Source organism: Bacillus sp. F9_6S_D1_P_5 (genome assembly GCF_054823925.1).
This window is the reverse complement of sequence record NZ_JBTREW010000001.1, coordinates 438624-463600: the sequence shown is the minus strand read 5'-3', so window position 1 is coordinate 463600 and position 24977 is coordinate 438624. Positions and strand designations below refer to the sequence as shown.

Here is a 24977-nt window from a genome sequence, read left to right as displayed (position 1 = left end):
CCTCCTTAAGTAAGTGACTTGATGATAATGATACGCTGATTCGGTGCTGAAGATTTCGGATATGTAACTCTTAACGATTACTTTCTGCAAAGCGATGCTATATCTATATGTGGATACTCTGTTCAGTGGTGTGCAGGTACATCCAAAACAGCAGATTGCTCATTTGACACAATTCGTTAAAAGGAAAAGAAATATTTGTGTCACTCTTTTTCTAAACATTTGAGCTATTTTAATCCACGCATAAGTTATCATATCTTTCTTTGACGAAATAAAAAAAGCTCGTTCTTATGGTTTAAGTCTACCGCATAAGAACGAGCCATTTTTTAATATTAAATTGTTAATTTCCTAAGAAAAAGTAGAGATAACCTTAAGAATTCCTTAAGAAACAATGATTATTTTCTATGAACCCTCTTTATCAACCAAGTCTTGAAAGGCTGGAAGCTCTACCGTGAATGTCGTAGAGTTATCATTACTTTCCGCGTAAATCTGTCCACCATGCTGAACAATGATTTCTTTTGCAATCGCCAATCCAAGTCCCGCGCCGCCCGTATCAGAAGAACGGGCATCATCCAATCTGTAAAACTTTTCAAATATGGTAGCGAGTTTATCTTTCGGGATATATCCAGCGTTCTCGAAAACGATAGATACCACATCCTCGGATAGGTCCGCCTTAATGTCAATAACGCTGTCGTCCTTGCTGTATGCTGTAGCGTTTTTCAAAATATTGTTAAAGACCCTCGCTAGCTTATCAGGGTCACCAAATACGGTCAAATCTTCAGAAGCATGGAGTACCACCTGTTTTCCCTTCGCGGCAAGCTGGGGATAAAATTCATCAGTCATTTGCACCAACATATAATATAGATCTATATGTTTTTTGGTGAGCGTAATCGTTTGAAGGTTATATCGCGTAATTTCAAAAAACTCGTCAATTAGCTGTTCCAGGCGATACGCTTTTTCTAACGTGATACGCACATATTTTGCCTTTTGCTCTCTTGGCATGTCTGGTGCCTCGTCAAGCAGGATTAGATAACCGATAACTGATGTAAGAGGCGTTTTAATATCGTGTGCCAAATACATAACAACTTCATTTTTTCTTTGTTCGGCCAGCTTTGCATCATGCTCTCGCTTTTCAAGGGTTCGCTTTAACGTGTTGAGCTTCTGTTCCATGAACTCCATTTCCGCAGAAAGCTCAATTTGTTTATCTTCGTTCTGAATAAGTATATCAATACCGGTATTTATCTCTTCAAAGTATTTTACAAATTTTAAAAGCATAACTCGGCATAGAATAAGAATACTAATGGCAACCGCCACATAAATAAAAATTTCTATATTGTTCCGTATAGTATACTGATATATTATCATTGCGTCCCAACGCTCTAAGTGATAACTGTTTTCCAAAAAACGTACGATCCACTCCCCTAGTATCCCTTGGATAAATAGACGCAAAAACAGCACAAATATAACTGCTGCCATGACAATCGTAAAGATATATTGGTAGAGTTTCCGTTTTAATTTTGAATAATCGATTTTTTTATTCTTCTTTTTATTCTTCAATTTTATAGCCGATCCCCCATACCGTTTTTATATACTTCGGATTATCAACCGTATCGTTCATCTTTTCTCGCAGATGGCGGATATGCACGGTGATAGTGTTATTACTCTTGCTGAAATATTCGTCACCCCATATCTCATGAAACAGCTGCTCAGAGCTAACCACATTCCCCTTGTTCTCACAGAGGATACGCAGGATTGAAAACTCGGTGGGAGTGAGAGATAACGGCTTCTCGTTCAGAGAACACTCATGCGTGCTTATATTAATGACAAGACCAGAGTGTATGATAACATTCTCGTTCTGTGCCGTTACTCCATTGTATTTTTTATATCGGCGTAACTGCGCCTTGACTCGCGCAATTAACTCTAGTGGGCGAAAGGGTTTTGTAATATAATCGTCCGCACCAATTGTTAGCCCTGTAATTTTATCTATTTCTGTATCTTTCGCCGTCAACATGATAATTGGATAAGTGTGCTTGTCCCTTATTTTTTGACAGATAGTGAGACCACTTACGTCGGGTAGCATGATATCCAATATTGCAAGGTCAAGCACATTCTTATCTATACATTCCAATGCTTCTTTGGCGGTATAGTATTTGAAAACCGTATAATTCTCATTTTTCAAGTAAAGCTCAACCAAATCGGCAATTTCGCGTTCATCTTCTACAATAAGTACTTTATCACTCATGGTTACCAATCCTCCTTTATGGATGTGCTTTTTTCAATTGGAATCTTTTCCGAATAACGAGCCTATCATACCTATTACTCCAAGTAAAGTCCATTGTTGTATACAGACAGAGTCGGTTACACCAAATAGATTTTTAAATTTACCCATCTATTAAGATTTAATTTTATGCCAAGAATAAAAGATTTATCTGACTCAAAATTATTTACAATAGATAAAGCAATATACTCTCCCTTTAGAAAAAGGAAACAATTCCGCCTTAAATTGACTTTGTATAATCTTAACTTAATAGCAATGTCGCACTAGCCAAAATACAAAAATCTCCTTCAAAAAAAGAAAGGCGGTAACTAATGTATTACTGTGACCTGGCTTGGACTGAATCCCCCTTGTTGTAGTTTTTTATTTTATTATTAATAATTACGGTACATGAAATTATTAATAATAAAATAAAAAAAGCTCCCCTGAAAGGAGCTCCTTACATTACAAAACACTTATGAAATCCTTCTAATTACAGCTATACTTAAGATTTGGAGTATGGTTATAACTTATCTACCCCTGTTTGTTCCAATAAATCATTGGTTGAAGACTAGTCTTTTTCTGTGTGTTATTTCAAGCTCTTTAGATGTTTTCTATTTGTGAAATTTACTTCAAAACAAATTAACTAGATAACAAAACGTAAAATAACAATGCTGCTGCCTCTTGTCGTTTCATACTTTGTTTTGATAGATAATCTGCTGATCCATCTTCATTATATATGACCTCAGGCCCTACTAAACGATGACCTACAATGTTTTTCACGGATTCTATTGCCCAATCATCAGTTTCTCCCTTTAATGTTGCATCTGCAGATGGCGCTCCTAACATTTTTAAATACTGCCATGTAATCCATGCTGCTTCTTGTCTAGTAATTGCACGGTCTGGATTGAATTGCTCCCCTTCTTTTTCATATAAAATACCAATTTCATATAACTTTTGAATATGTGGTGCATACGGATGATTTTTCACATCAGAAAACACTGGTTCTTTTTTTGAAGGTGGCGTAAAGTAAGCAATTTGAGATAACCAATATACAAATTCTGCCCGTGTAAGAGAAGATTCTGGATTGAAATTCCCCTCCTTATTTGCTTGTAATACCTCGTATTGATGTAAAGGATTTATAAACTTAGCATACGGATGATTTTCATCTACGTCTTTAAATCTCTCGGGCTCACTTAACTTCACCGCTGAGCTGCCAGAATTCCAATGTATCATTTCTTTCACAGTACCATCTTTGTGAAGTTTAAATGCCATATAATTCCCTTTTTCATCCTCAAATAGTAAAGGGTCTATTTGTTTTAGCTGTTGTTTACCATATACTTTATCACTTACAAATAACTTTCCTTCACTTATGTTTACATGTGACATTAGGTTTTTTAATCTCAAATCTCGGTAAACTCCTTCAAATTTCTTTAATTCTTCTTCATTAGGGTTTAAATATTCAGGCTTTGTTTTATCTGGGAAATAGTGATTCATAAAATCATCAAATACTTCAATAGGAAGTGCTGAACTATCTTTATTTGTAACAACAAAAACTCCAATTTTATGCTCTGGAATTAACCACATTAAAGATGAAAAGCCTGGTATATTTCCACCTTTACCGAACACATATTGCCCATTATGGCTTTGCGGTGAAAAGAATTCAAACCCATATGTCATATTAGGGTATTTGGGATGTAAAGCAAATTTTGTTTTTTGCATATCTTCTACAGTTTCTTTTTGTAATATTTGGTTATTTTTAAATTTACCATCATTCAATTGAGCAATCATGAAATTAGCTACATCACTTCCTGTAGAAAACATACTGCCTTGTGGCATGTCTGTTGGTCTTGTCTGATAAAATGGGATGGCATTGCCTTTAGCATCATATCCTGTTGCAAGCTTTTCCTTAATAAAATTAGTCATAACAAAACTGCTATTATGCATTTCTAGAGGGTAAAAAATATTTTTGGCCATATATTTGTAAAAAGGTGTGTTTGTCATATTTTGAACAATATACCCTTGAAGCATAGAAGCGAAATTATCATATGTATATGTATCTCCTGGCATTCTCACTACTGTGGGCATATTTTCTTCTACATAGTCTTTAAGCATTGTATAATCATTATCTTGATAATGGATATCCTCTGGTCTTGGATCTACGTAATCAAACCCTGTTGTATGGGTAAGTAAATGCTCCATTGTAACTGGTTCACTCATGTTATTTTGATACTTTAATCCTCCCATATAATTTACTATATCTTTATTTAAATCAATTTTTCCTTGTTCAACTAACTGCATGACAGCACTAGCAGTAAAAACTTTTGATATTGATGCTAATCGAAAAACTGTTTTTTTAGGATCAATAGGAGTATTCTTTTCTTTATCGGAAAATCCGAATCCCTTTTGAAATAAAATTTGATTATCCTTTACAACTACAAGAGCTACACCAGCTGCATTTTCTTTTTTCATTTTCTCTGGAATCACTTTATTGGTGAATGCTTCTACATCTTTAGGATTTAATGTTATAGGTGCAACAGTTTCGGCTTTTGAATAATTGCTCCCCAGAAAAAATAACAAAAAGCAAACACTTACAGCTATTAACCTTTGAAAATAAATTTTCATTCTTTTATTCCTATTACCCAAATTAATTCCCCCTTAATACTAGATTTATTGATTAATCAGCTACAGGTTAACCAACCATATTCTACCATTACACAGTTATTTTTTCTAATTTTTCTTCTATTCCGTCATTTGTTAACTGTTCGTCTGAGGAATTAGTCTATATATAATTAGTTCTTAGTTATAGAAAATGATTTAGCATACAAAAATGCTAGACAGTTTTTAATATAGACTTTCGTCGGCAGGTTTTTCCTAACATCCTATATACTGAAAACACCCATCCTTTATCATTAATAAAATTGGATGAGTGTTTTGTAACGCTTTAATTATTCTATTCTTACTGGGTATTAAGATATCTAAAATGATACCTTAGTTTTTCAATGGTCATTTAAAGTCTATTGACTGTATATATATCTTTCTCTATATTCTTTAACAACATTTCCAACCTATCCCTAGTAACTTGATTAAAATGTGAATTTAATTCCTTTATTATGAATTCAAGTAACTCATAGCTTATGTATTCACCCAATTCCAGTGAATATTGTTCAGCCAAAAAAGACTTTAATTTTTTAGAGATATCAATCTTATCCTTTTTACTAATCTTTATCTCCATTCGATAACAAACTCCTCTTAGATTAATCTTAAAAGCTAATTAAAATAACATTCAATTACCTGAGAACTGGTCACTGTTGCATATCATTTTTATTTTTGAAGTATCTCTGTTTTATATATTACATAGCAAAATATATAAAACAAAGCCCAAATACAGAATTTTTAACTTTATCAACTTTTTTAGAGTTTCCACATAAAATTACCTTTTTCATATTATAAAAAATTTTTCCTATAAATTTTTTATACTTTCTACTTTTTTGGCACTTTCATTACTGTAAGTTGAAATTTTCCTCATTTTTAAAATAATACAGCCTAGACTCAATGCAAAAAGAGAAAATATTACAAAAGTAACAGTGATAGAATTTAATGATAGACTCCAGCTAATTAGGAAAGATACTAGTGCCCCCCCTAAACTGGCCGATGCAATAAATAGACTAGTCACTTGATCAATATTATTTTCCATAATACGGGAAGCTAAGATTAATGTTATTGGAAAAACCCCTGCTATGACTAAACCAATAATAAAGATGATAAACAAATACATACCTGTACCTCGAACAAAGGGAAATAGAGATAAAAGAATCACTAATGTAAAGCAACTCGATGTAATGTATGTCCAATAATTAAATTTATGGGCTAGCTTACCTACAAGTATTCTTCCTATAACTATTGCTAGCCAAAAACAAGATATACTTACTGAACTGATTAATTCATTATTGGTGAGAATCATTATTGTAGATAAAAAATTTGCAAGATTAGTTTCTATGCCTGCATATAAGAATGCAAAAAGTGAAATAAAGAATATAACTGTAATCTTTTCACTTTTAAATTTCAGAGTGAATGAGGAAAGGGATGCTCCTCCCTTTTCATTTTTTTGGGGAGAAAAATCCAAAAATTTTGGACGTCCAAACATGTACCAAACAAATAGTGTAAAAATAAAGAATAGTAATATTCCATAAAGAATAAAATACCATTCATAAAATTTTATAATAAAATTAACTAGTAACGGAAACCCTAGTGCCCCAACCCCAAACCATACTTCGAGAATGCTAAATTTAGCAGCACTATTCCTTTCTGCTGAAATAATAAAGGAACCCACCGTAGTTTCTAACAAACCTGCTCCATAGCCTAATACAAAGCAAATAACGGCTAAATATGACCATTCTTTAATATATATAAAACCTCCTAGGACGATGGACATAACTAAAACACCTAATGTTATTGTTTTAAAATAATGATACTTTCTTACTAGTATGGGTGAACTTAGAACACCAAATAAAAAACCTGTAAATTGAAAAAATATTAAAACACCTAATTGATCAGGGGTTCTTCCGTAATACTGTATTAATGAAGGAATTAAACTACCGATACAAACATGTATGATCCCTACAATAAAATAAAACAAGCAACCATAATAAAATATTAACCGCATCTTTTCTCAACTCCAATCCAAAATAAAAACAGGGATTTAAGTAAAATTTCTAAACCCCTGTTTTTACCATAAAACTAAATAGTTGCTACAGTTCGTTCTTTATTACTACTGCTTTTATCAAAAAACATATCCAATATAACTTGTGAACGAAATCCATCTTCAAATGTTGCTACAGACTTATTAGGACCACCTTCCGCAGCCTTAGCCCATTCTATAATTTCACTTCTAAAAGAATCAGACCATTCAAAAATCTCATTTTCTGGATCGACTAGCAACGGTAAAGGTAACGAGATTTCATGTTTTTCCAACCCATCAAAGAGTATATATTTATTTGGCTCTTTAGAAGAATACTTATATTCTTTCTTCGTACCTATTACCTCTATACTAAAACCACAATCATCAAGAAATGAACTTTTAGATGTTGTAATATTAACAAAAACCTTATTTTTCAATTGGCCATAAACCTCAGCATAGTCATCAACAAAAACTGGTTTACTCTCTTTTTCCTTAACATTTGTTTTAATTTTAGTTCGAACAGTATCCTCTCTAAAATCACTCTCAAATAAAAACCATAGTAAATCTATTAGATGAATTCCCAAATCTCCCAAGGCTCCACTAGTTCTATTACTTTGAAAATCATCTCGCCAAGTAAACGAAGTTCTCCTAAAAGCGCTATTCTTTTTAAAATGCAATCTTACCACTACTATTTCCCCTAATTCTTCATTTTGAATTAATTGTTTTAAAGCCTTAACATAAGATAGGTAGCGATAGTTAAACCCCATTGAAGCGACTAAATTAGTATTTTTTGCTATTGTCATCATGTATTTTGCTTCTTCACAAGAAATCGCCATTGGCTTTTCACATAACACATGTTTGTTTTTTAATAACGCTTGAACAGCTTGAGATCTATGACAAAAATTCGGTGAAGATATTATTACCCCATCAACTACTTCAAGTAACTCTTCATAGCTATTAAAAGCCTTCCCACCAAAATTCCCTACCAACTTTTGGGCATTCTCATTATTAACATCATACACTCCAACTAATTTACAACTATTAACAGTTGATAATGCTCTAGAATGAGCTCTTGCAATACTTCCTGCACCTATAATCCCAATATTCATTATATGAACATCCCCTTTTAATTAATAATGTGCTTTAGAGTATTTAAAATTCCAATCGAGTATTCACCTTGAGCTAGCATTGAGTGTGTTTTTTTGGCCTCTTCTGTTGCATTTTCTACTAAATAGCCATGCCTTACAGCTTGTAGCATCCTTAAATCATTCCCACTATCTCCAAAAGCAATTGCATTTGTATTATCTAGTTCGTACTTGTCTAAAATAAATTTCACTATCTCATCTTTACCTGTTCCAAGTGGAATAAAATCTACATCATAGCAATTTTCTGGATCACCAGCTAATGGATTACATTTGTTAATATTAACTCCAACTTGGAATATTTCTCCGATTTCTTCTATCTTTTCTAAATTCTTTGCATCAATAAATTCATTTTGCTCTTCATAATAAAAATTAAATTTGTACTTAGAACTTCCTAATTGTGTCTGAGGTCTTAAAAAAATTTCATATTTCATTTCTAGCAATTTAATAATTCTTTCAATCTTTGAAGAATCAAAACCACCCTCTATAATTCTCTCTTCCCAAATTTGATCATCTATAGTAGTCCCATTACTATCAAAGTACGTTATTTCTGTACCTAATCCACTCGCCACAAAATGAGGGAAATACTGAATACTACCCTTTTTCATTTTTTCAACAATTGATTCTAAACTACTTCCCGTTACCCAACCAATTACTAAATCCCCTTTACTTCCGTGTTCATACAAATACTTTTCTAACAATTTCATATTGCTTCTTTTAGAATCATCCATGTTATGAGGATAATAAGTTTCATCAAAATCACAGAACACTACATACTTAGGCTTTTTAACTTGTGGTAATCTTTCAAAATTTAAAGTCTGTAAAACTTCATTACTTATTGACATTGAATAATCCCTCCAAAACGAAATTTTGCTCTTCTAACATCATGTTTGGGTGTAAAGGTAAATGTAATATTTCTTTATGAACTTGCTCTGTATTTAACATATTGTTTTGCAAATTATTTTCCTTTATCCACTTAGTATTTTGTTTATGAGATAATATCGGATAATAAATATCTGTTTCAATGTTATACAATTGGTACAATTTATTTTTCAACTCGTCTCTTCTTCCATTTTCAACTCTAATCGGAAAAAGGTGCCAGACATTATCTTCTGTCATTGTAGGTAGCTTAATTAGTTCTCTATCCTCTAATTCTTTTAAATCACGTATATATCGTTGAGCTAAATACGCCCTTTTTAAATTGTTATATGATAAGTACTTAATTCTTTCCAAACCAATAGCTGCTTGCAAATTATCAATTTTAGAATTGAATCCAAAGTCTAATACCTTTTTATTTTTTTTATCAATTTCAAATCCATGATAACTATATTGATTGCAACGAATGGCAAGAGTTTCATTATCAGTAATTATTGCTCCTGCCTTACCACATACACCAAAATTCTTATATGGATTAAAACTAAGGACAATAATATCTCCATATTCTCCAAGATTTGAAGAACCAATAGCTTGACATGCATCTTCAATAACTCTTAATTGATATATATCAGCAATTTCACGAATTTTTTTCATTTCACATTGTTTACCATACAAATGTACAGGTAAAATGCATTTAGTTTTTGGGGTTATAGCTTCTTCTATTTTAGATGGATCAATACAATAACTCTTCTGATCTATATCTACAAATATAGGTTTTGCTCCGATTGCTAACACGGCATTTTCAGTAGCCGCAAAACTATTAGCTGGCATAATTACTTCATCTCCAGGCTGAATACCAATAGATAACAATGACACCATAAGGGCATCTGTACCACTGCTTGTTGCAATTACAAACTTTTTATTTAAATAACTTCCGATTACTTCTTCTAGCTTTTTTGAAAATGGTCCACTTGTAAATTGACCTGTTGGTAAAACATCTTTTAAAACTCCAATAATTTTTTCAACCTCATCTTGAGAAATCAACCGATTAACTGGCATAAATTCTATTTTCTGTATATTTTTTCTGCTATAATTGAAAATATCTTTTTCTATATCAATATCTATTTTCAATTTGTTTTCCCTAAATAATTTCTCTTTCATCTTGTGATTCGGCAATATATTACTAATTTCAAATTCTTTTTCTTTTGTTTCCCCCTGTAGGCACTTTAATAAAGCTAAATTGTCTTTACTATGTCCAGAAATTGTAGTAAGAGTTTTCACGTTAAATCACCTCTAAGAAATTATTTTGAAAATCATGAGTAGACTATATTTTATGTTATCGATTACATGTCAACATATTTTTTACGGAGGGTTTCTCTATGGTAACAATTAATGAAATAGCTAAATTATGTAATGTATCAAATGCTACGGTTTCAAGAGTTCTAAATAATCATCCTTATGTAAATTCAGAAAAACGTGAGAAAATAATAAAAGTAATGCAAGAATTCAACTATACTCCTAGTGCTATTGCTAGGAATCTTAGGATAAATAAGACACAAACCATTGCTCTATCAATTCCAAATATAGATCATCCTTTTTTCGGGAAATTAGCTAGAGAAATTTCTAAAGAATTATTAAAACACAATTACAAATTGCTAATTTATCAGACTTTTTATGAGAAAAAAATAGAGCTTGAATTACTTTCATTACTAAAGAATAAAGCTGTAGATGGTGTAATTCTCGCATCCCTAGAAAATAGTTGGGAAAATATAGAGCATTATTTAGCATATGGGCCCATAATACTTTGTAATGAGTATGAGGAAAATGCACCTATTCCGATAATTTGTTACGATGAATTTGAAGCTGGATACAAGGCTGTTAAACATTTAATAAGCAAAGGTCATAAAAAAATTGGCTTTTGTTTTGATTCTCTTAATAGTCAAGCACAATTAAAACGCCAACAAGGTTATCTGCATGCCCTAAAAGAAAAACAATTACCATTCAATAAAAAATGGCTATTTGGGGATGCAATTACTATTAATGATGGGTTTAGAATTTTTGAGAAGCTAGATAAATTAAAAGATAAACCTACTGCATTATTTACTGGAAATGATCAAGTTGCTGCTGGAGTCATTAAAGAAGCTACTATTAAAGGGTATTCTATTCCAACTGACTTAGCTGTTTGTGGTTATGATAATCAATTAATTTGTACAGTTACAACCCCAACAATTAGTACTATTGATATTCCAATTGTTAAACTGAGTAAACGTACCGTTAACGAGATACTACTATATATAAATACAGATGAATCTATTAAACGTAAAATTATTGAATATCCTACTAACTTAATTATTCGTGAATCTACATAATTAAAATACAAGTTTCTGCTTAAACTTATCTAATATATATAAATAAAAAGAGGTCGTAAATAATTCTATCTTCTTTTTTACACCTTATCAGATATTAAACACAATCATGAAAGTAGAAAGTTGTAGCTTCAACTTCAAGGAAAAAAGAGTGAAATAAGACTTAATAGATTGTGTGAATCTTTCTCATCCATTATTTATCCTTCCCGTATGATACGTGTATCATATAAGTATCATCTATATTTTATATGGAGTTCATCTAGAATTAGAGTAAAGATTGATTAACTTCGAACAACGGTATCACAACAACATCATTGTAATATAAATAAAGAAGGGCTCCTATTGGCTCTTCTTTTTACAAATTATTCAAAATGAAAGCTTTGTCCAAAACTATAATCTCTCTGGTTAAACAATATATACTTCAGTTCCGCTAAACGTCTTTTATTCTCTTTTCATATCCTACTATTTTTGCATTGGAACTAACAATAGTGAATTAGAATAATGACTTAATACTTGCTAGAACAGTAAGTATTCCTATAACAATTACAAATACATTGCTCATTTTCCCTCTGTATTTTGCTAGTACTGGTACTTTACGAATCGCATACATCGGTAATAGACATAAGATAGCAGCGACTAACGGACCGCTAAGGGCATCAATAATTCCAAGAATACTTGGATTTGTATAAGCAACATACCAACAAGTTAATACAACAAAAGTAAGAATTATTGTCTTAACTGTTTTTTCTCCTATATCTTTCCCACGTTTTTTACCGGACTTAATAATCATGTCACGCATTACCTCATACGCTCCTATATAATGGCCAAGGAAAGACTTTGTAATAGCCACAAACGCAATAATAGGAGCTGCAATAGTGATTACTGGTGAATTAAGCTCATTAGCAAGATATGATAGGATTGACAAGTTCTGTTCTTTTGCCACCTTAAGATCATCTGGAGTCAAACTTAAAGTACTGCTCCAAACAAAGAACATAACTACAACGAATGTCATGATATAACAAACTTTTTGTATTTGAACACACTTGGCATCAGTAGCGTCTATTCCATACGTAGCTCTCTGTTTCATAACAAATGACGAAATCATAGGAGAATGATTAAACGAGAATACGATGATTGGTAGTATCATCCAAACCATTCCAAAATATCCTGTTCCAGTTGAAGCAGTAGAAGCACTTGAAAAACTTAGCATTGAAGTATTCCATTGTGGAATTAAAGATATTGCAATAAACAGTAGAGAAGCTATGAACGGATACACTAGCATACTCATGACCTTTACAGTAATATCTTGACCAAAATTTAGTATAGCGATAAGACCGAGTACTAATACAAGTGATAAGATGGCCCTTGGAGGCTCCGGCATATGCAATTGATGCACAATAAAACTACTTGCAGTATTTGTAAGTGCAACCGAATACATCAGCACAATCGTATAAATCGAGACGAAATATACGATGTTAAAAATGATACTTGCTTTATTTCCGAAATACTCTCTTATTGTACCTGTAATCCCCTCATCGGCAGAATTCGAAGCATATATCATTTTTGCAAGCGCCCTATGTGAGTAATACATAACTGGATATGCAAGTATGGTTATCAACAGCAATGATAATAAACCACCTGAACCTGCATTAATAGGTAAGAAGAGTACTCCTGCTCCAATTGCTGTTCCAAATAGACTCAATGCCCAGGTAGTATCCTGTTTATGCCACTTTTTAGGATCTAGATATTTCTCATTTTTTACTGCATTATTATCAACTTGAAATTCTATGTTTTTTGCAGTATTCCCATTCATATTATAATTCCTCCTAGTGTCCTATTCTTACTTCTCTATTTAAGGCATCGGAATATAGACCGATCTTGAAAAATGAATTGCTTATAAAGTGTGCTACATCGTATATCTTTCTTCTAAGTTCATCAAAAGCAAAAAATTAGCGAAGCATTCAACCTGAGGGTGTTATTACCACTTACAAAATGCTCTAATTATATGGTAGTATATTTTATTAATAATCCCCCCAATATACAGACATCCTTAAGCAAACAATAGACAACATTGATAACGCTTTCTTTTTATATTGAATAAATTTCCTTTCTGATCACACATCCTTTATAGAGTAATCATATCAGTATGTCCAATTTAAGAATATTACTTGTAAGACCTTTAGAATTTTCGCACTACTACTAGGTTTGATATTTTATTTAGAGGTAATAACCTATCTCTCGATGCCCTCATTATAACTTGTATATTTATGAGTTTAATGTTTTTTAATTTTTAGAAAGATTGAATAAACAGAATCTTGAATGGGTAATAAATTATACTTAGCATGTAGCAATTATGTCCTTTGTTTGAAGCTGTATTAGTTACTACAAAAGCAAAAATAGCACAGAGTTCCTTTCATTAACATATTGATTATATTAGAAAATCATTATAAAGATACTTATATTGTCCTTTGTTGGAACATCTTATTTTGGACGTGAAAGCTGTTACAATAAATGATTCATGTAGATAGAAAGGAAGACATGAATCAAACATAAAACAATTAATGTATATTAATTGTTAATTTTGCATCAATATTTATTATCAGAAAAGAGGAACTTCTTTTCGCGAATCTTAACATAAAGTAATACTTTAGCAGTATTCACTACTTGAAATTAAATATATTCTTTTATAAAGGTACAGCATTATGTCGGTTTTAGCGCAAATGAAAGATAAGTTCCATATAACAATAGGGACCCTAGTGGAATCCTTTTTATACTGTTTTTATATGAAAATCCTCTTCATAACGCAAATAAAAAAGGACTATTTCAGCCCTTTTTTATTTATAAATCCTCTATATCATATTCGGTATATCCCTCATAATAGTAACTAATATCAATGCCTCTCATGAATACTTCACGGCTATTAATTTTATCTATTAATGCATTTTGGAGTAAATGCTTAATTTCAATATCTTTAATCGGGCTGCATTTACCTAAAAAAAACACTATTCTTATTTTTCTCAATAATAATATCTTTTTCATGAAGAAACTCAGGTAAGATTTCTGCACCTTTAGATTCCTTTGTGACTGGTAAAAAATCACCATATCGTTCAGCTTTCGGATTATCTTCTAAGTTAATTAACTGTAGGTGAACAATAGAAACATCATTTTCTCTCATAGTATTTAAGAAAGACACCATTTTAGGCGTAAACGCCTCTACAGCTGCAATTCTATCCTCATTTTTATTAACCAAATCGTACTGTAAGTCATTTGTGAGCACTGCGTATTTCATAATAATCCTACCTCCAATTAACTAAGAATTTAATTTTTCTAAAATACAATGTTCATTATTCTACCAATAGTAAGGATATGTAAAACATTATTTTTTATCTAAATTTTCTAAATAATTTTCCGAAAATTAATACCTAATAGGAGTATTTCCCATTAGGCATTAATTTTACGCTTTTTATTTAGAATAATCTCTCATATGTAATTAAAGTTTTTCACTCTCTGTAAAAAATGATTTATGTTTTACTGGAGAAGAAAGTACTATTAAGGTTGTTGGCTTCCCATACTCTAAGCACAAATTAATATAGTCTTCGAGTGTATGTACAGATTCCGTCACTACCTTTGTTAGATAACTATACATACCGGCAATACGGTGACATTCGACAACATCTGAATGTTCCATTGCGAATTTTTTATATTTGTTGCAATCCTTTGGTTCCATCAAAACAAACGCAGTAATATGTTTTTTTAATTCTTTCGGATTAACAATCGTGCGATAACTTGTAATAACCTCCTGTTCTTCTAGTCTTCTAACTCGTTCTGTAACAGAAGGGGAACTCAAACCTACCAGTTTTCCTATTTCAACCATACTTAAACGTGCATTTTCTTGAAGATGAGAAAGAATCTTTAAATCTGTTTCATCCATTGCTGGACCTCCCCTTGATTAATTAAGAAAACATTTAATAATTCTTAAATTTTTTAAGAAAATTATAATTAATACATAAATTATAGCATGTTATCCTTTTTTAAAACTTTATATAATTAATATCAATTAATGAAAGAGAGGCTGAGAATCTTGACACAACAATCATTGAAACGTTCAATTACTTGGGTGCAGGGGACCGCATTAACCATCGGAGCTGTGTTAGGCTGTGGAATCCTTATTTTACCTTCAATTACTGCAAATAGCGCTGGACCAGCTTCAATTTTATCTTGGGTTATCATGTCTATATTAGCTTTTCCTATTGTAGCAACTCTAGCGCGTCTTGCTAAAATGATTCCTAGTGCTGGAGGAATTACAGCTTATGTTCAGATGGCATTTAATGCAAATACGAGTGCAATCCTAGGGTGGATTATGTTAGGATCTATTCCTATTGGAGTGCCTATTATTGCTTTAACAGGTGCCCATTATATTGGATATATTTTTCCAATAAGCAATCTTAGTGTTATAGGAATTGCAGCATTAATTTTAATTACCTCTTTGCTCCTACATATAAAAGGGATAGAACTATCGTCAAAAGTTAGTGTGTTTGTAATTTGTATTATTTCACTTTTAATAGTTGTCGCTGTTATCGTTTCTATACCATATGTAAAATTAAGTTCTTTTACACCATTTGTACCAAACGGGTGGTCTTCCGTTGGCGCTTCTTCTGTAATTATCTTTTTCTCCTTTGTAGGGTGGGAAATGATAACCCCATTAGCTGAAGAATTTAAAAGACCCGCTAAAGATATTTCCATTAGTTTATTTTTAGGAGCAATTTGTATCTCCATTATGTACATTGCTATATCTTTTGTAACAATAGGAACCCACTCATATGGTGATAAGAATCAGATAGCTTCCCTTAGTATTCTAATATCAAAAGGAATAGGACCGATAGGTACCTATATAACAACTATCTTAGCAATTTTCATTTCGTTTAGTGCTGTACATGCTAACATTGCGGGTTTTTCAAGGATGATTTACGCTCAAGCTAGAGAAGGACATTTCCCTTCCTTCTTTGCTAAGTTACATTCTCAATTTCAAACTCCAACTAGGGTATTACTAGTTTTAGGAGGAATTTTTAGTTGTATTTTAATTTTTTATGGTATGGCACGACCAAATTTAGAAATGCTTCTTAAAGGTCCTAGTGTAATATTTATTACATCATATATTTTTACAATGCTAGCTGCTCTTAAATTATTAAAAGTGCGTGATATTGGTTGGTGGATGGCCTTCCTATCTCTAATTATATGTATTATTGTATACTCATTTAGTGGTTGGGCTATTTTCTATCCGGTTATCTTATCAATTATTGGTTGGATTTATATAGTTATGAATAAGAAGTATAGTACTATAACCAATCATCAAATAAATACATCAAATGAAAATTAGTTTCTACTCCTATAAACTAATACCACAGATTATATACTGTTATTAGCACTATCCAGGTTGGAATAAGTACAGTTTCAACTGACTTATAATTAGATCAATGTAATTTCATAAAATATGAATGATTAATAGAAGTTATTTTTCATCTTTCAATTAACAACCCTTTTTTATAACGTATCTCTGCAAAGAAACGTTATAAAAAAGGGTGATTGATTATGTGCAGGCCCTCTTTCACCTTACTTCACATATACACAAGTTTCATTTGCAATTACAAAGTAGGTTTTATCCTTACTGTTGTGTATTTTATATTGTAGCGAACCTGCACCAAAACAGTATAAATATAGGTTCTCGTGCAGTTTTTTTAAAACTATAATAAACTCCGGAAAACCAACTAAGGAGCATAATAGATGAGATATGTTAAAGAAAAGTAGTTTGAGAAAGATAATACGTCTGAAATTCTAAAGGAACGTGGTATTCCAATTTATCCAACAACCATTATGAACTAAGTTCGTGAATACGAAAATTTTATCCGTTATTTTTGAAAAACAACAAAGCGAAAATACCTTTAGAAATGGATGAACCTTATATAAATGTCAACGAATCATTGTATAAAGGGTCCGATTTATTAACTTTGATTAGTCTTTCTTCATTAGCCACTGGTCCAATGCTACTGACACAATCGTCTGTTAATATGGCGTACCCATATATTGTGTCAACACCACACCTAGTTATAAGTTCGTTATAATGACAACGAATTGCATTTTTCAATTCAAAATAAAAACTTTCTTGAAGATGCATTTTCATCGTATTTCCTCCATTTTTTGTAGCGACCTGTCGTTACATATTTCAATCTTAACATGAAAATCAACATGAAACGTTAACTGAGCCAAAATAAGAAAAACCGAAACTAAAAATCATTTCGGTTTTTCAAAACTGTAGAAGTCTATATTTATTTTAACGAATGTACAAACAACCCACTACGCAGTTTCGGTTCAAACCACGTTGATTTCGGCGGCATTACTTCTCCAGCGTCTGCGATTGCTAATAAAGATTCCATTGATGTCGGATATAGTGAGAACGCTGCTTTGTATTCACCGCTATTTACAAGGCGCTCTAGTTCTTCTAATCCGCGGATCCCTCCAACAAAATCAACGCGTGAATCAGATCGCGGATCGTGTATTTCAAGTACTTGGCTTAATAAATGATCTTGCAGAATAGATACATCTAAACCTTTCACAAGATCATTCGCATCAAACGTTTCCTCTTTCACTGTAAGCTTATACCACTTCTCGTTTACATACATTCCAAATGTTTTTGGCTCGTTTGGTTTATACGGAGAAACAGCTGCTTCTTCTACATAAAAATATTGCGCTATTTGTTTTAAAAACTGTTCTTCTGATAAACCGTTTAAATCTTTTACAACTCGGTTATAGTCCCAAATGGATAACTCATCGTGTGGGAATAAAACAGATAAGAAGAAATTAAATTCCTCTTCTCCTGTGTAATTCGGATATTGTTCTCTTCGCATGAGTCCTACTTTTGCCGCTGATGCGGAGCGGTGATGCCCATCTGCAATATACAAGTTAGGAATATCTTCAAATAAGTTTACTAAACTTGCAATTACTTCTTCATCAGTTATTTTCCAAGCGACATGCTTAACGCCGTCTTCTGCTGTAAATGTATAAATTGGCGCATGTTCTTCTTTCCAGCTGGCAATGAAACGCTTTATCTCTTCTTTTGTACGATACGTTAAAAAGATAGGTCCAGTATTCGCGTCACACACATCTACGTGGCGAATACGATCTAATTCTTTTTCATGACGCGTTCTTTCGTGTTTTTTAATTGTATCATCTTCATACTCATCGATAGATGTACAAACGACAAGGCCTGACTGTGTTCTTCCTTGCATCGTCAGTTCATAAATGTAAAGTGCTGGCTCTTCGTCTTGAATGAACACTTCTTCTCGTATAAACCGATTTAAATTTTCACCCGCTTTTTCATATACACGATCATCGTACGGTGAAAGTGCCGGGTCTAAATCAATTTCTGCTTTATCAACGTGTAAGAAAGAATACGGATTTCCTTTTACAACCTCTCTTGCTTCTTCACTATTTAATACGTCATACGGTAAAGCTGCAACTTCCGCTGCTTTTTCTTCTACTGGACGAATGGCCCGAAACGGTCGGATTTTTGCCAAGTTTTCCTCTCTCCTTTACACAATCATTCGAACGGCTACAACACCTGTAATTTTGCTTATATTTTCCACAATATTCTCTTTTATTATATCATCAATTCCGTTATCAATATCAATCATTGTGTACGCCCAAGAATGTTTACTACGATTTATCATATCAGCAATATTAATATGATGCTCTGCTAAACATCCTGTAATTTGTCCTACCATGTTTGGAACGTTTTGATGCATGATTGTAATACGTTTCTTTCCGATATACGGCAGTTCTACGTTTGGATAGTTTACTGAATTACGAATATTTCCTGTCTCTAAATATTCACGTAATTGACGTGCCGCCATGACCGCACAATTTTCTTCCGATTCAGACGTAGATGCACCAAGGTGCGGCGTCGCTGTTACATTTTTCATCTTTATCACATTTTCATTCGGGAAGTCCGTTACGTAATGTGCAATAATCTCTTCTTCTAACGCTTTTTGAAGAACCTTTTCATCTACAAGTTCTCCTCTAGAGAAATTGAATAAACGCATACCTTTTTTCATCTTCTCTACAGCGTGTTCACCAATAATCCCCTTCGTTTGATTCGTAAGAGGAATATGAAGTGTAATATAATCACATGTTGCGAAGATTTCATCTAAACTAAATGCTCTTTGCACATGTGTAGAAAGGCGCCATGCAGTTTCAACTGAAATGTAAGGATCGTATCCGACAACGTCCATCCCTAAAGCTAACGCATCGTTCGCAACTAAAGCACCAATTGCACCAAGGCCGATAACCCCTAGACGCTTCCCTGCAATTTCTGCGCCAACGAATTGTTTCTTTCCTGATTCAACAAGCTGCGGTACTTCTTCACCTTCTAAATTTTTCGTCCAGCTTACTCCGTTAATAATGTTACGTGAAGACATAATAAGGCTGGCGATAATAAGTTCCTTTACTGCATTGGCATTCGCTCCTGGTGTATTAAATACTACAATCCCTTTTTCTGTACATCGCTCGACGGGAATATTATTTACACCAGCACCAGCTCTCGCAATCGCCTTTAAATCTTTTGAAAAATCTTCTTGATGTAAAGAATAGCTGCGAAGTAAAATACCATCTGGGTGGTCGATTCTATCCCCTACTTCATAACGCTCTCCGCCAAGAACTTGCAAACCTTTTTCCGCAATTTGATTTAACGTTTGAACACGAAACATATCCCCATCTCCCTATCTATTCTCAAGCTCAAATTCCTTCATATAATTTACTAATTGCTGTACGCCGTGTACTGGCATCGCATTGTAAATACTAGCGCGCATACCACCGACTGAGCGATGTCCTTTTAGCGTAACAAGACCGTGTTCTTTCGCTTTTTGTAAAAACTCATTGTTCAGCTCTTCTGACGGTGTTGTAAACGGAATGTTCATAAGTGATCGATACGTAGGATCAACTGGTGAAGTAAACAATTTTGATTCATCTAAGAAATTATAAAGTAGTGAAGATTTCATTCTATTCTGTTCTTCAATCGCAGATACCCCGCCTTGCTCTTTCAGCCACTCTAGTACAAGTTTCGTTACGTAAATACTAAAGGACGGCGGTGTATTATATAAGGAGTTATTTTTACTGTAAGTTTCATAGTTTAACATCGTAGGACAAGAGCGCTCCGCTCCCCCAATTAAATCTCTTTTTATAATAGCAATCGTTAAGCCCGCTGGCCCTAAATTCTTTTGCGCTCCCGCATATATAAGACCAAACTTCGAAACATCATATTGTTCTGATAAAATATTTGAGGACATATCCGCAACGAGCGGTACTTTATCTAAATGTGGAACTTCTACATATTTCGTCCCCTCAATTGTATTATTCGTTGTAATATGTACATAATCTAGTTTTTCATCGCTCAGTAAACCATCCAATTTAGGAATTGTAGTAAACTTCGCTTGTTCAGAAGAAGCAATCACTTGTACTTCCCCTACTTTTTCAGCTTCTTGCAGCGCCTTTTTAGACCATGAGCCAGTCAATACGTACCCTGCTTTTTTATACGTATTCATTAAATTTAACGGTATCATAGAAAATTGTAATGACGCACCACCTTGTAAAAACAATACATCATATTCATTAGGAATGTTCATTAATTCACGAAGTAGGTTACTCGCTTCATCTATAATACTTTGAAAATAAGAAGACCGATGACTCATTTCCATAATAGACATGCCTGCCCCGTTATAATTTACAAGCTCCTTTTGCACTTTCTCTAAAACTGGCAAAGGGAGTATTGATGGTCCAGCTGAAAAATTATACACTCTCTCCATCACCCTGAAAACCTCCCTATTTCTCATTTTTATTAATTTTTAAACTTTCTGAATTATAACCCGAAATATAATACATAGTCAATTTGTTTTCCACTATTACGGCGTAAGACGCAATGGAATCGCTTGCATGTGCAAACTACTTTTTATAAACATACAAAAAAGTGTTAAGTACATAATCGTACTTAACACTCTAGTAATAAAGTATAATTGCTAATTGTCCGTGAAGAACCGATCAAAAATTTGATAAATAGCAGAAAGACCAATGAGCCAATAAATAGTGTCCACAAGCGCCGGCATAGAACCAAACCATTTCTCAACTACATTGTAATCTAACGCTACAAACAACCAATTCAAACCGCCAAGAATCACCAAAATTACTGTAAGGTAAGACAAAAATTTCATTATGATTGCCCCCTAGGTGATAAGATGGTGAAAGGCCTTTCACTAGAAATATATGTGGTAAAATTCAAAACTTACCTATTTTATAAAATTTATTTTCTGTACCAGCCGTTAATAACTGCCTCTGCTTCTTTACTATGTATTTGATACGCATGCGTACTATTATGAGAGCCAATAAACCAAATTGAAAAACCTTTAAAATATGGTTTCGGTTCTAATACATCACGGTAAGCGCGCCATCCGTTTAATTGTACGTCCTTTGAAAACACATTAGAAACATCTGGATTCCACGGATTTTGCAGTCCAAGTTCACGTGCCGGAACGTTAAATCCACCAAAGTAAACCGGTTTTCCTGTTGCTTTATGTAATTGTTCCAACTGCTGCACAACATTTTGTCCACGATTATACACTGTCGTAGCAAATAAACTTTGCTTCACTTCTTCGTATGATGGATTTCTTTTTCCTGAAACTTCAAACCAACTATCGATACTAACAATATCCACCTTTTTTAAATACGGACGATTAATTTTCTCTACAAACTTCGCTTCATAAGAAGGATCCCAACTTGCTGTTAACCACCAATTCATTTGATACAAAACATTTCCTTTATACTGCTGACGAACGAAATCAATCGTATCGCTCCAATATCCTTCTGCATATTCCATATTCACGAAATTAGAAGCAATCTTGATTCCGTACACATTGTATTTACTTGTAATCGAATTAAAGATATCTTGCAAAATAACCGTTTTCCAATTCCAGAAGAAATCATTAATATTACTTGGATTCCATTCCGTTTCCCCAACATTTCCTTGCTGAATATACGGGAACGGTTCCACTATAACTTGAATATTACGCTTTAATAATTCTTGAATTAAAATAATAGCCTGTTGCTTTTGCGCTTGATTAATTACCATGTTCGTAGAAGTCACGTTCGGAATATCTACTTGAATCGGTACATTTACTGTATTTAAATTTAAGCGCTCTACATCAGCTAACACTTTCGCCACATTTCCAACTTCCCATACCGTTACATTTCCTGATTTGATTTTCCCAGATTGAACAGTATTTACATCTGCCTGTACATTTCCTTGAAAATAAAAAGAAAACAGCATGATAAACACTCCTAAAAAACTTACTAAACTCTTATTTTTCTTCACGACTTTCCTCCTATAATTTTTGGCTTTCTTGATTATTTTATACAATGTTTCATATATATTCCACAAAAAATCCAATAAATTTTTATTGATAAAAATGCTATTCATCCTTTATTCACACCTTATTCATACTAAGCCCCTAAAAATAGTAAGATAAATAAAAAAGGAACGGAAATCCGTTCCTTTTTTATCTTTTTACGATTATCAATCCATTTCTCTTTTAGGCTCTACCAACATGATGTGGGATTCCTTTTCAGTGAAAGGTTTATGCTCAACGCCTCTCGGGACAATAAACATCTCGCCCTTAGAAATTTTCACCTGTCCATCACGAAAATCGATGAACATCTCCCCTTCAAGCACAATAAATAGCTTATCCGTATTAGGATGCTCATGCCATATAAAATCTCCATTAGCTTTAAAAAGCTGAATTTGATCATCATTCATTTCACTAATCACTCGTGGATACCAATAATCGTTAATTTTAGATAACTCGTCATTTAGTTTAATAGGTTGGTAATGGATAATAATCCCTCCTCATTTTCGACTTCCACTATATTACAGTAATCTAAGTAAAAAAGTCGTCATTACACTTAAAAAGAAAATGCTCCGGCCAGAACTTTTCATTCAGATAGTACAAAGGAGTGATTTCAATGAAAATTCTTTCAATCCAATGTTTCCTTTAACTCTCCATAAGTATAGAACATTGATTTTCAAATAAGAATGGACCCCTGTTGACATTAGTATGGATTATTGATGAACTTCTCACGATATTTAGTAGGCGAAATGCCAACTCGCTTCTTGAAAACTCTACTAAAATAAAAAGGGTCTGTGATTCCAACAGCCTGCGCAATTTGTTGTACAGGCACACCACTTGTACATAACATTTTTTGAGCCATCTTTATACGATAGTTCAATAAATATTCTGCTGGCCCCATACCTGCATGCTTTCTAAACACGTAAGAAAGACGATTTCGATTAACATTATTTTGTTCTGCAAGTGTATTTATTGTAATATCCTTATAATAGTATTTATGGACATAACTAGATATTCGTTCGAATAAAGTATGCGACTCATAGTTGTTTTCTCTATTAACAACACTTAATAAAGCTTCATTCAATGCTTCGCGAAACAGCATTTCGGTCTGAAACATCGAAATGCCTCCACGCTGATTATACACATCCCAAAGACGCATAAGTAATTCGACAAGACGAGGAGATTGTCCTGTTAATAATTCAAAATGCTGATGAATAAAGCCAGAGTCTTCTCGTTCTGAATTGCTTATCCGATATAAAACAAGAATATATTCCCAGTTTATTTCACCAAGCATTTTATGGGCTAATGTCATTTTTGCACCCCCATGTATAACTTTTCCTGGGGAAAGGATATATGGCGTACCATTAAATTGAAATTGCGTCTTCCCTGTAAGTGGAAATACAAATCCTGGGAAAGAATCTGTAGACTCCGCACAAGGCACACCTGGATTTTTAGCATAACGATATACTCCTTCTACTCGGAAAGGAGTATTGGCAAGATACTCCGCTAACTCATTCACGTCCAACTTCACAATGCACGCCTCATTTCAATGATAGTTTTCTTGTAATTCGCGAGATTAATTGGTGTACATTCTGGGCAACGCTAAAATAAAAATAGTACATACGACTTAACAAGATCTGATTATTAACCTATAAATATATTGTTTTTCATTTATTGACAAAAGTATCCTCCCTATATTATTGATAATGATTTTCATTGTAGTTTGATAAAAAAACATTTGTCAAGTTGGATGGCCTAGAAAAATGACGAAACAAGGGGTACAGAGGGACAGTTCTGTTGCAAATAATACCTGGTCTTTGTTAACTAATCCCCCTCAAAACTGGAATGATTATGTTAATAGTTGTAACAGCTTTATTAGTTACAGCACTTGCAGCATGTGGAAATAATCGTAATCCTGAAGAAGTTGCTACAGTAACTGTTGATGCTGCATATAAAGGTAATCCTAAAAAAGTAATCGTAATTGAACTAGAGAAAACGGATGATGGTTGAAAAATTAGTAAATCATAAAAAAACGGTCTAGAATTCTAGGCCGTTTTTTAGTTCCCTCAATCTTCTTCTTCAAAATTACGTAGATATCTAATTCTTGCACAATGTTAAACATCATTGGCTTTGCTTCATTTATTCCAAAACATTCTATGTAGACAACGATTTCGAATATGGAAACAGCCTACTATCAAATTAAATGATAGTAGGCTG

At 33.1% G+C, this 24977-nt stretch carries 20 protein-coding genes and 5 pseudogenes; 4 read left to right on the top strand and 21 right to left on the bottom strand.

The genetic code is table 11. From position 1 onward, the window contains the following. Positions 1 to 399 precede the first annotated feature (399 nt). On the bottom strand, positions 400 to 1554 hold the full coding sequence (vanS, locus tag ACUXEY_RS02300) for a vancomycin resistance histidine kinase VanS (protein ID WP_461299981.1): 1155 nt from the start codon (positions 1552 to 1554) through the stop codon (positions 400 to 402). Further along, positions 1544 to 2239, bottom strand: coding sequence for a vancomycin resistance response regulator transcription factor VanR-A (gene vanR-A / locus ACUXEY_RS02295; protein ID WP_461299980.1), 696 nt, complete (start codon positions 2237 to 2239; stop codon positions 1544 to 1546). The genes vanS and vanR-A overlap by 11 nt, the downstream gene beginning before the upstream one ends. Positions 2240 to 2338: 99 nt before the next feature. Between vanR-A and ACUXEY_RS02290 the strand changes: the two are divergent. Further along, positions 2339 to 2470 (top strand): annotated as a pseudogene (locus tag ACUXEY_RS02290) (Tn3 family transposase); the annotation flags it as partial. 423 nt (positions 2471 to 2893) lie between these two features. Here the strand turns inward: ACUXEY_RS02290 and ACUXEY_RS02285 are convergent. From ACUXEY_RS02285 to ACUXEY_RS02260, 6 genes are all read right to left on the bottom strand, one after another. Continuing rightward, a complete protein-coding gene (locus ACUXEY_RS02285; protein ID WP_429602638.1) occupies positions 2894 to 4876 on the bottom strand; it encodes a serine hydrolase in 1983 nt (660 codons plus the stop codon). A 385-nt stretch (positions 4877 to 5261) separates the two neighbouring features. Next, complete coding sequence (locus ACUXEY_RS02280; RefSeq protein WP_376903516.1) at positions 5262 to 5486, bottom strand: DUF2164 family protein; 225 nt, start codon at positions 5484 to 5486, stop codon at positions 5262 to 5264. 228 nt (positions 5487 to 5714) lie between these two features. Next, positions 5715 to 6917 carry an MFS transporter gene (locus tag ACUXEY_RS02275; protein WP_461299979.1) on the bottom strand — a complete coding sequence of 401 codons (1203 nt, stop codon included), beginning with the start codon at positions 6915 to 6917 and terminating at the stop codon, positions 5715 to 5717. A 74-nt stretch (positions 6918 to 6991) separates the two neighbouring features. After that, the gene (locus ACUXEY_RS02270) at positions 6992 to 8041 is read right to left on the bottom strand and encodes a Gfo/Idh/MocA family protein (protein ID WP_429602541.1); all 1050 of its coding nucleotides are present in this window, start codon (positions 8039 to 8041) and stop codon (positions 6992 to 6994) included. 17 nt (positions 8042 to 8058) lie between these two features. Further along, complete coding sequence (locus ACUXEY_RS02265) at positions 8059 to 8919, bottom strand: HAD-IIB family hydrolase (protein WP_461299978.1); 861 nt, start codon at positions 8917 to 8919, stop codon at positions 8059 to 8061. Beyond that, on the bottom strand, positions 8906 to 10231 hold the full coding sequence (locus tag ACUXEY_RS02260; protein ID WP_461299977.1) for a DegT/DnrJ/EryC1/StrS aminotransferase family protein: 1326 nt from the start codon (positions 10229 to 10231) through the stop codon (positions 8906 to 8908). The genes ACUXEY_RS02265 and ACUXEY_RS02260 overlap by 14 nt, the downstream gene beginning before the upstream one ends. Positions 10232 to 10329: 98 nt before the next feature. Between ACUXEY_RS02260 and ACUXEY_RS02255 the strand changes: the two genes are divergently transcribed. Next, the gene (locus ACUXEY_RS02255) at positions 10330 to 11319 is read left to right on the top strand and encodes a LacI family DNA-binding transcriptional regulator (protein ID WP_429602544.1); all 990 of its coding nucleotides are present in this window, start codon (positions 10330 to 10332) and stop codon (positions 11317 to 11319) included. 490 nt (positions 11320 to 11809) lie between these two features. On the opposite strand, the gene ACUXEY_RS02250 is transcribed toward ACUXEY_RS02255, so the two are convergent. From ACUXEY_RS02250 to ACUXEY_RS02235, 4 genes and pseudogenes are all read right to left on the bottom strand, one after another. Then, positions 11810 to 13129: an aromatic amino acid transport family protein gene (locus tag ACUXEY_RS02250; protein WP_461299976.1), complete on the bottom strand. Its 1320-nt coding sequence runs from the start codon at positions 13127 to 13129 to the stop codon at positions 11810 to 11812. Between the two features lie 1025 nt (positions 13130 to 14154). Next, a pseudogene (locus ACUXEY_RS02245) lies at positions 14155 to 14298 on the bottom strand (protein adenylyltransferase Fic); the annotation flags it as partial. Positions 14299 to 14308: 10 nt separating this feature from the next. Then, a pseudogene (locus ACUXEY_RS02240) lies at positions 14309 to 14605 on the bottom strand (cysteine hydrolase); the annotation flags it as partial. 201 nt (positions 14606 to 14806) lie between these two features. Further along, positions 14807 to 15247 (bottom strand): Lrp/AsnC family transcriptional regulator, encoded by a 441-nt coding sequence (locus ACUXEY_RS02235; protein ID WP_166703046.1) that lies wholly within the window; start codon positions 15245 to 15247, stop codon positions 14807 to 14809. A gap of 150 nt (positions 15248 to 15397) precedes the next feature. On the opposite strand from ACUXEY_RS02235, the gene ACUXEY_RS02230 reads away from it, so the two are divergent. Then, positions 15398 to 16693: an APC family permease gene (locus ACUXEY_RS02230; protein WP_048525262.1), complete on the top strand. Its 1296-nt coding sequence runs from the start codon at positions 15398 to 15400 to the stop codon at positions 16691 to 16693. A gap of 233 nt (positions 16694 to 16926) precedes the next feature. Here ACUXEY_RS02230 and ACUXEY_RS02225 read toward each other — a convergent pair. From ACUXEY_RS02225 to ACUXEY_RS02185, 9 genes and pseudogenes are all read right to left on the bottom strand, one after another. Next, a pseudogene (locus ACUXEY_RS02225) lies at positions 16927 to 17010 on the bottom strand (N-acetylmuramoyl-L-alanine amidase); the annotation flags it as partial. Positions 17011 to 17293: 283 nt separating this feature from the next. Next, positions 17294 to 17494, bottom strand: a pseudogene (locus ACUXEY_RS02220) (DUF4303 domain-containing protein); the annotation flags it as partial. 145 nt (positions 17495 to 17639) lie between these two features. Further along, positions 17640 to 18887: a DUF1015 domain-containing protein gene (locus ACUXEY_RS02215; protein ID WP_461299975.1), complete on the bottom strand. Its 1248-nt coding sequence runs from the start codon at positions 18885 to 18887 to the stop codon at positions 17640 to 17642. A gap of 15 nt (positions 18888 to 18902) precedes the next feature. Next, on the bottom strand, positions 18903 to 20075 hold the full coding sequence (locus ACUXEY_RS02210; protein ID WP_429602548.1) for a 3-phosphoglycerate dehydrogenase family protein: 1173 nt from the start codon (positions 20073 to 20075) through the stop codon (positions 18903 to 18905). Positions 20076 to 20087: 12 nt separating this feature from the next. Continuing rightward, positions 20088 to 21170 carry a 3-phosphoserine/phosphohydroxythreonine transaminase gene (gene serC / locus ACUXEY_RS02205; protein ID WP_461299974.1) on the bottom strand — a complete coding sequence of 361 codons (1083 nt, stop codon included), beginning with the start codon at positions 21168 to 21170 and terminating at the stop codon, positions 20088 to 20090. A 210-nt stretch (positions 21171 to 21380) separates the two neighbouring features. Further along, on the bottom strand, positions 21381 to 21572 hold the full coding sequence (locus ACUXEY_RS02200; RefSeq protein WP_000670803.1) for a DUF378 domain-containing protein: 192 nt from the start codon (positions 21570 to 21572) through the stop codon (positions 21381 to 21383). Positions 21573 to 21661: 89 nt separating this feature from the next. After that, on the bottom strand, positions 21662 to 22729 hold the full coding sequence (locus ACUXEY_RS02195) for a glycoside hydrolase family 113 (protein ID WP_461299973.1): 1068 nt from the start codon (positions 22727 to 22729) through the stop codon (positions 21662 to 21664). Between the two features lie 201 nt (positions 22730 to 22930). Then, positions 22931 to 23170, bottom strand: coding sequence for a cupin domain-containing protein (locus ACUXEY_RS02190; protein WP_000997182.1), 240 nt, complete (start codon positions 23168 to 23170; stop codon positions 22931 to 22933). 293 nt (positions 23171 to 23463) lie between these two features. Then, complete coding sequence (locus ACUXEY_RS02185) at positions 23464 to 24291, bottom strand: helix-turn-helix transcriptional regulator (RefSeq protein WP_461299972.1); 828 nt, start codon at positions 24289 to 24291, stop codon at positions 23464 to 23466. Between the two features lie 320 nt (positions 24292 to 24611). Here ACUXEY_RS02185 and ACUXEY_RS02180 point away from each other — a divergent pair, with 320 nt between their 5' ends. Beyond that, positions 24612 to 24770 (top strand): hypothetical protein, encoded by a 159-nt coding sequence (locus tag ACUXEY_RS02180; RefSeq protein WP_327959377.1) that lies wholly within the window; start codon positions 24612 to 24614, stop codon positions 24768 to 24770. The last annotated feature ends 207 nt before the right edge of the window (positions 24771 to 24977 follow it).

Bases quoted from the DNA above. Each gene is read 5' to 3' on its own strand.
- vanR-A (WP_461299980.1), bottom strand. From the start codon at position 2,239: ATGAGTGATAAAGTACTTATTGTAGAAGATGAACGCGAAATTGCCGAT.
- ACUXEY_RS02285 (WP_429602638.1), bottom strand. From the start codon at position 4,876: ATGAAAATTTATTTTCAAAGGTTAATAGCTGTAAGTGTTTGCTTTTTG.
- ACUXEY_RS02280 (WP_376903516.1), bottom strand. From the start codon at position 5,486: ATGGAGATAAAGATTAGTAAAAAGGATAAGATTGATATCTCTAAAAAA.
- ACUXEY_RS02275 (WP_461299979.1), bottom strand. From the start codon at position 6,917: ATGCGGTTAATATTTTATTATGGTTGCTTGTTTTATTTTATTGTAGGG.
- ACUXEY_RS02270 (WP_429602541.1), bottom strand. From the start codon at position 8,041: ATGAATATTGGGATTATAGGTGCAGGAAGTATTGCAAGAGCTCATTCT.
- ACUXEY_RS02265 (WP_461299978.1), bottom strand. From the start codon at position 8,919: ATGTCAATAAGTAATGAAGTTTTACAGACTTTAAATTTTGAAAGATTA.
- ACUXEY_RS02255 (WP_429602544.1), top strand. From the start codon at position 10,330: ATGGTAACAATTAATGAAATAGCTAAATTATGTAATGTATCAAATGCT.
- ACUXEY_RS02250 (WP_461299976.1), bottom strand. From the start codon at position 13,129: ATGAATGGGAATACTGCAAAAAACATAGAATTTCAAGTTGATAATAAT.
- ACUXEY_RS02235 (WP_166703046.1), bottom strand. From the start codon at position 15,247: ATGGATGAAACAGATTTAAAGATTCTTTCTCATCTTCAAGAAAATGCA.
- ACUXEY_RS02210 (WP_429602548.1), bottom strand. From the start codon at position 20,075: ATGTTTCGTGTTCAAACGTTAAATCAAATTGCGGAAAAAGGTTTGCAA.
- serC (WP_461299974.1), bottom strand. From the start codon at position 21,170: ATGGAGAGAGTGTATAATTTTTCAGCTGGACCATCAATACTCCCTTTG.
- ACUXEY_RS02200 (WP_000670803.1), bottom strand. From the start codon at position 21,572: ATGAAATTTTTGTCTTACCTTACAGTAATTTTGGTGATTCTTGGCGGT.
- ACUXEY_RS02190 (WP_000997182.1), bottom strand. From the start codon at position 23,170: ATGAATGATGATCAAATTCAGCTTTTTAAAGCTAATGGAGATTTTATA.
- ACUXEY_RS02180 (WP_327959377.1), top strand. From the start codon at position 24,612: ATGTTAATAGTTGTAACAGCTTTATTAGTTACAGCACTTGCAGCATGT.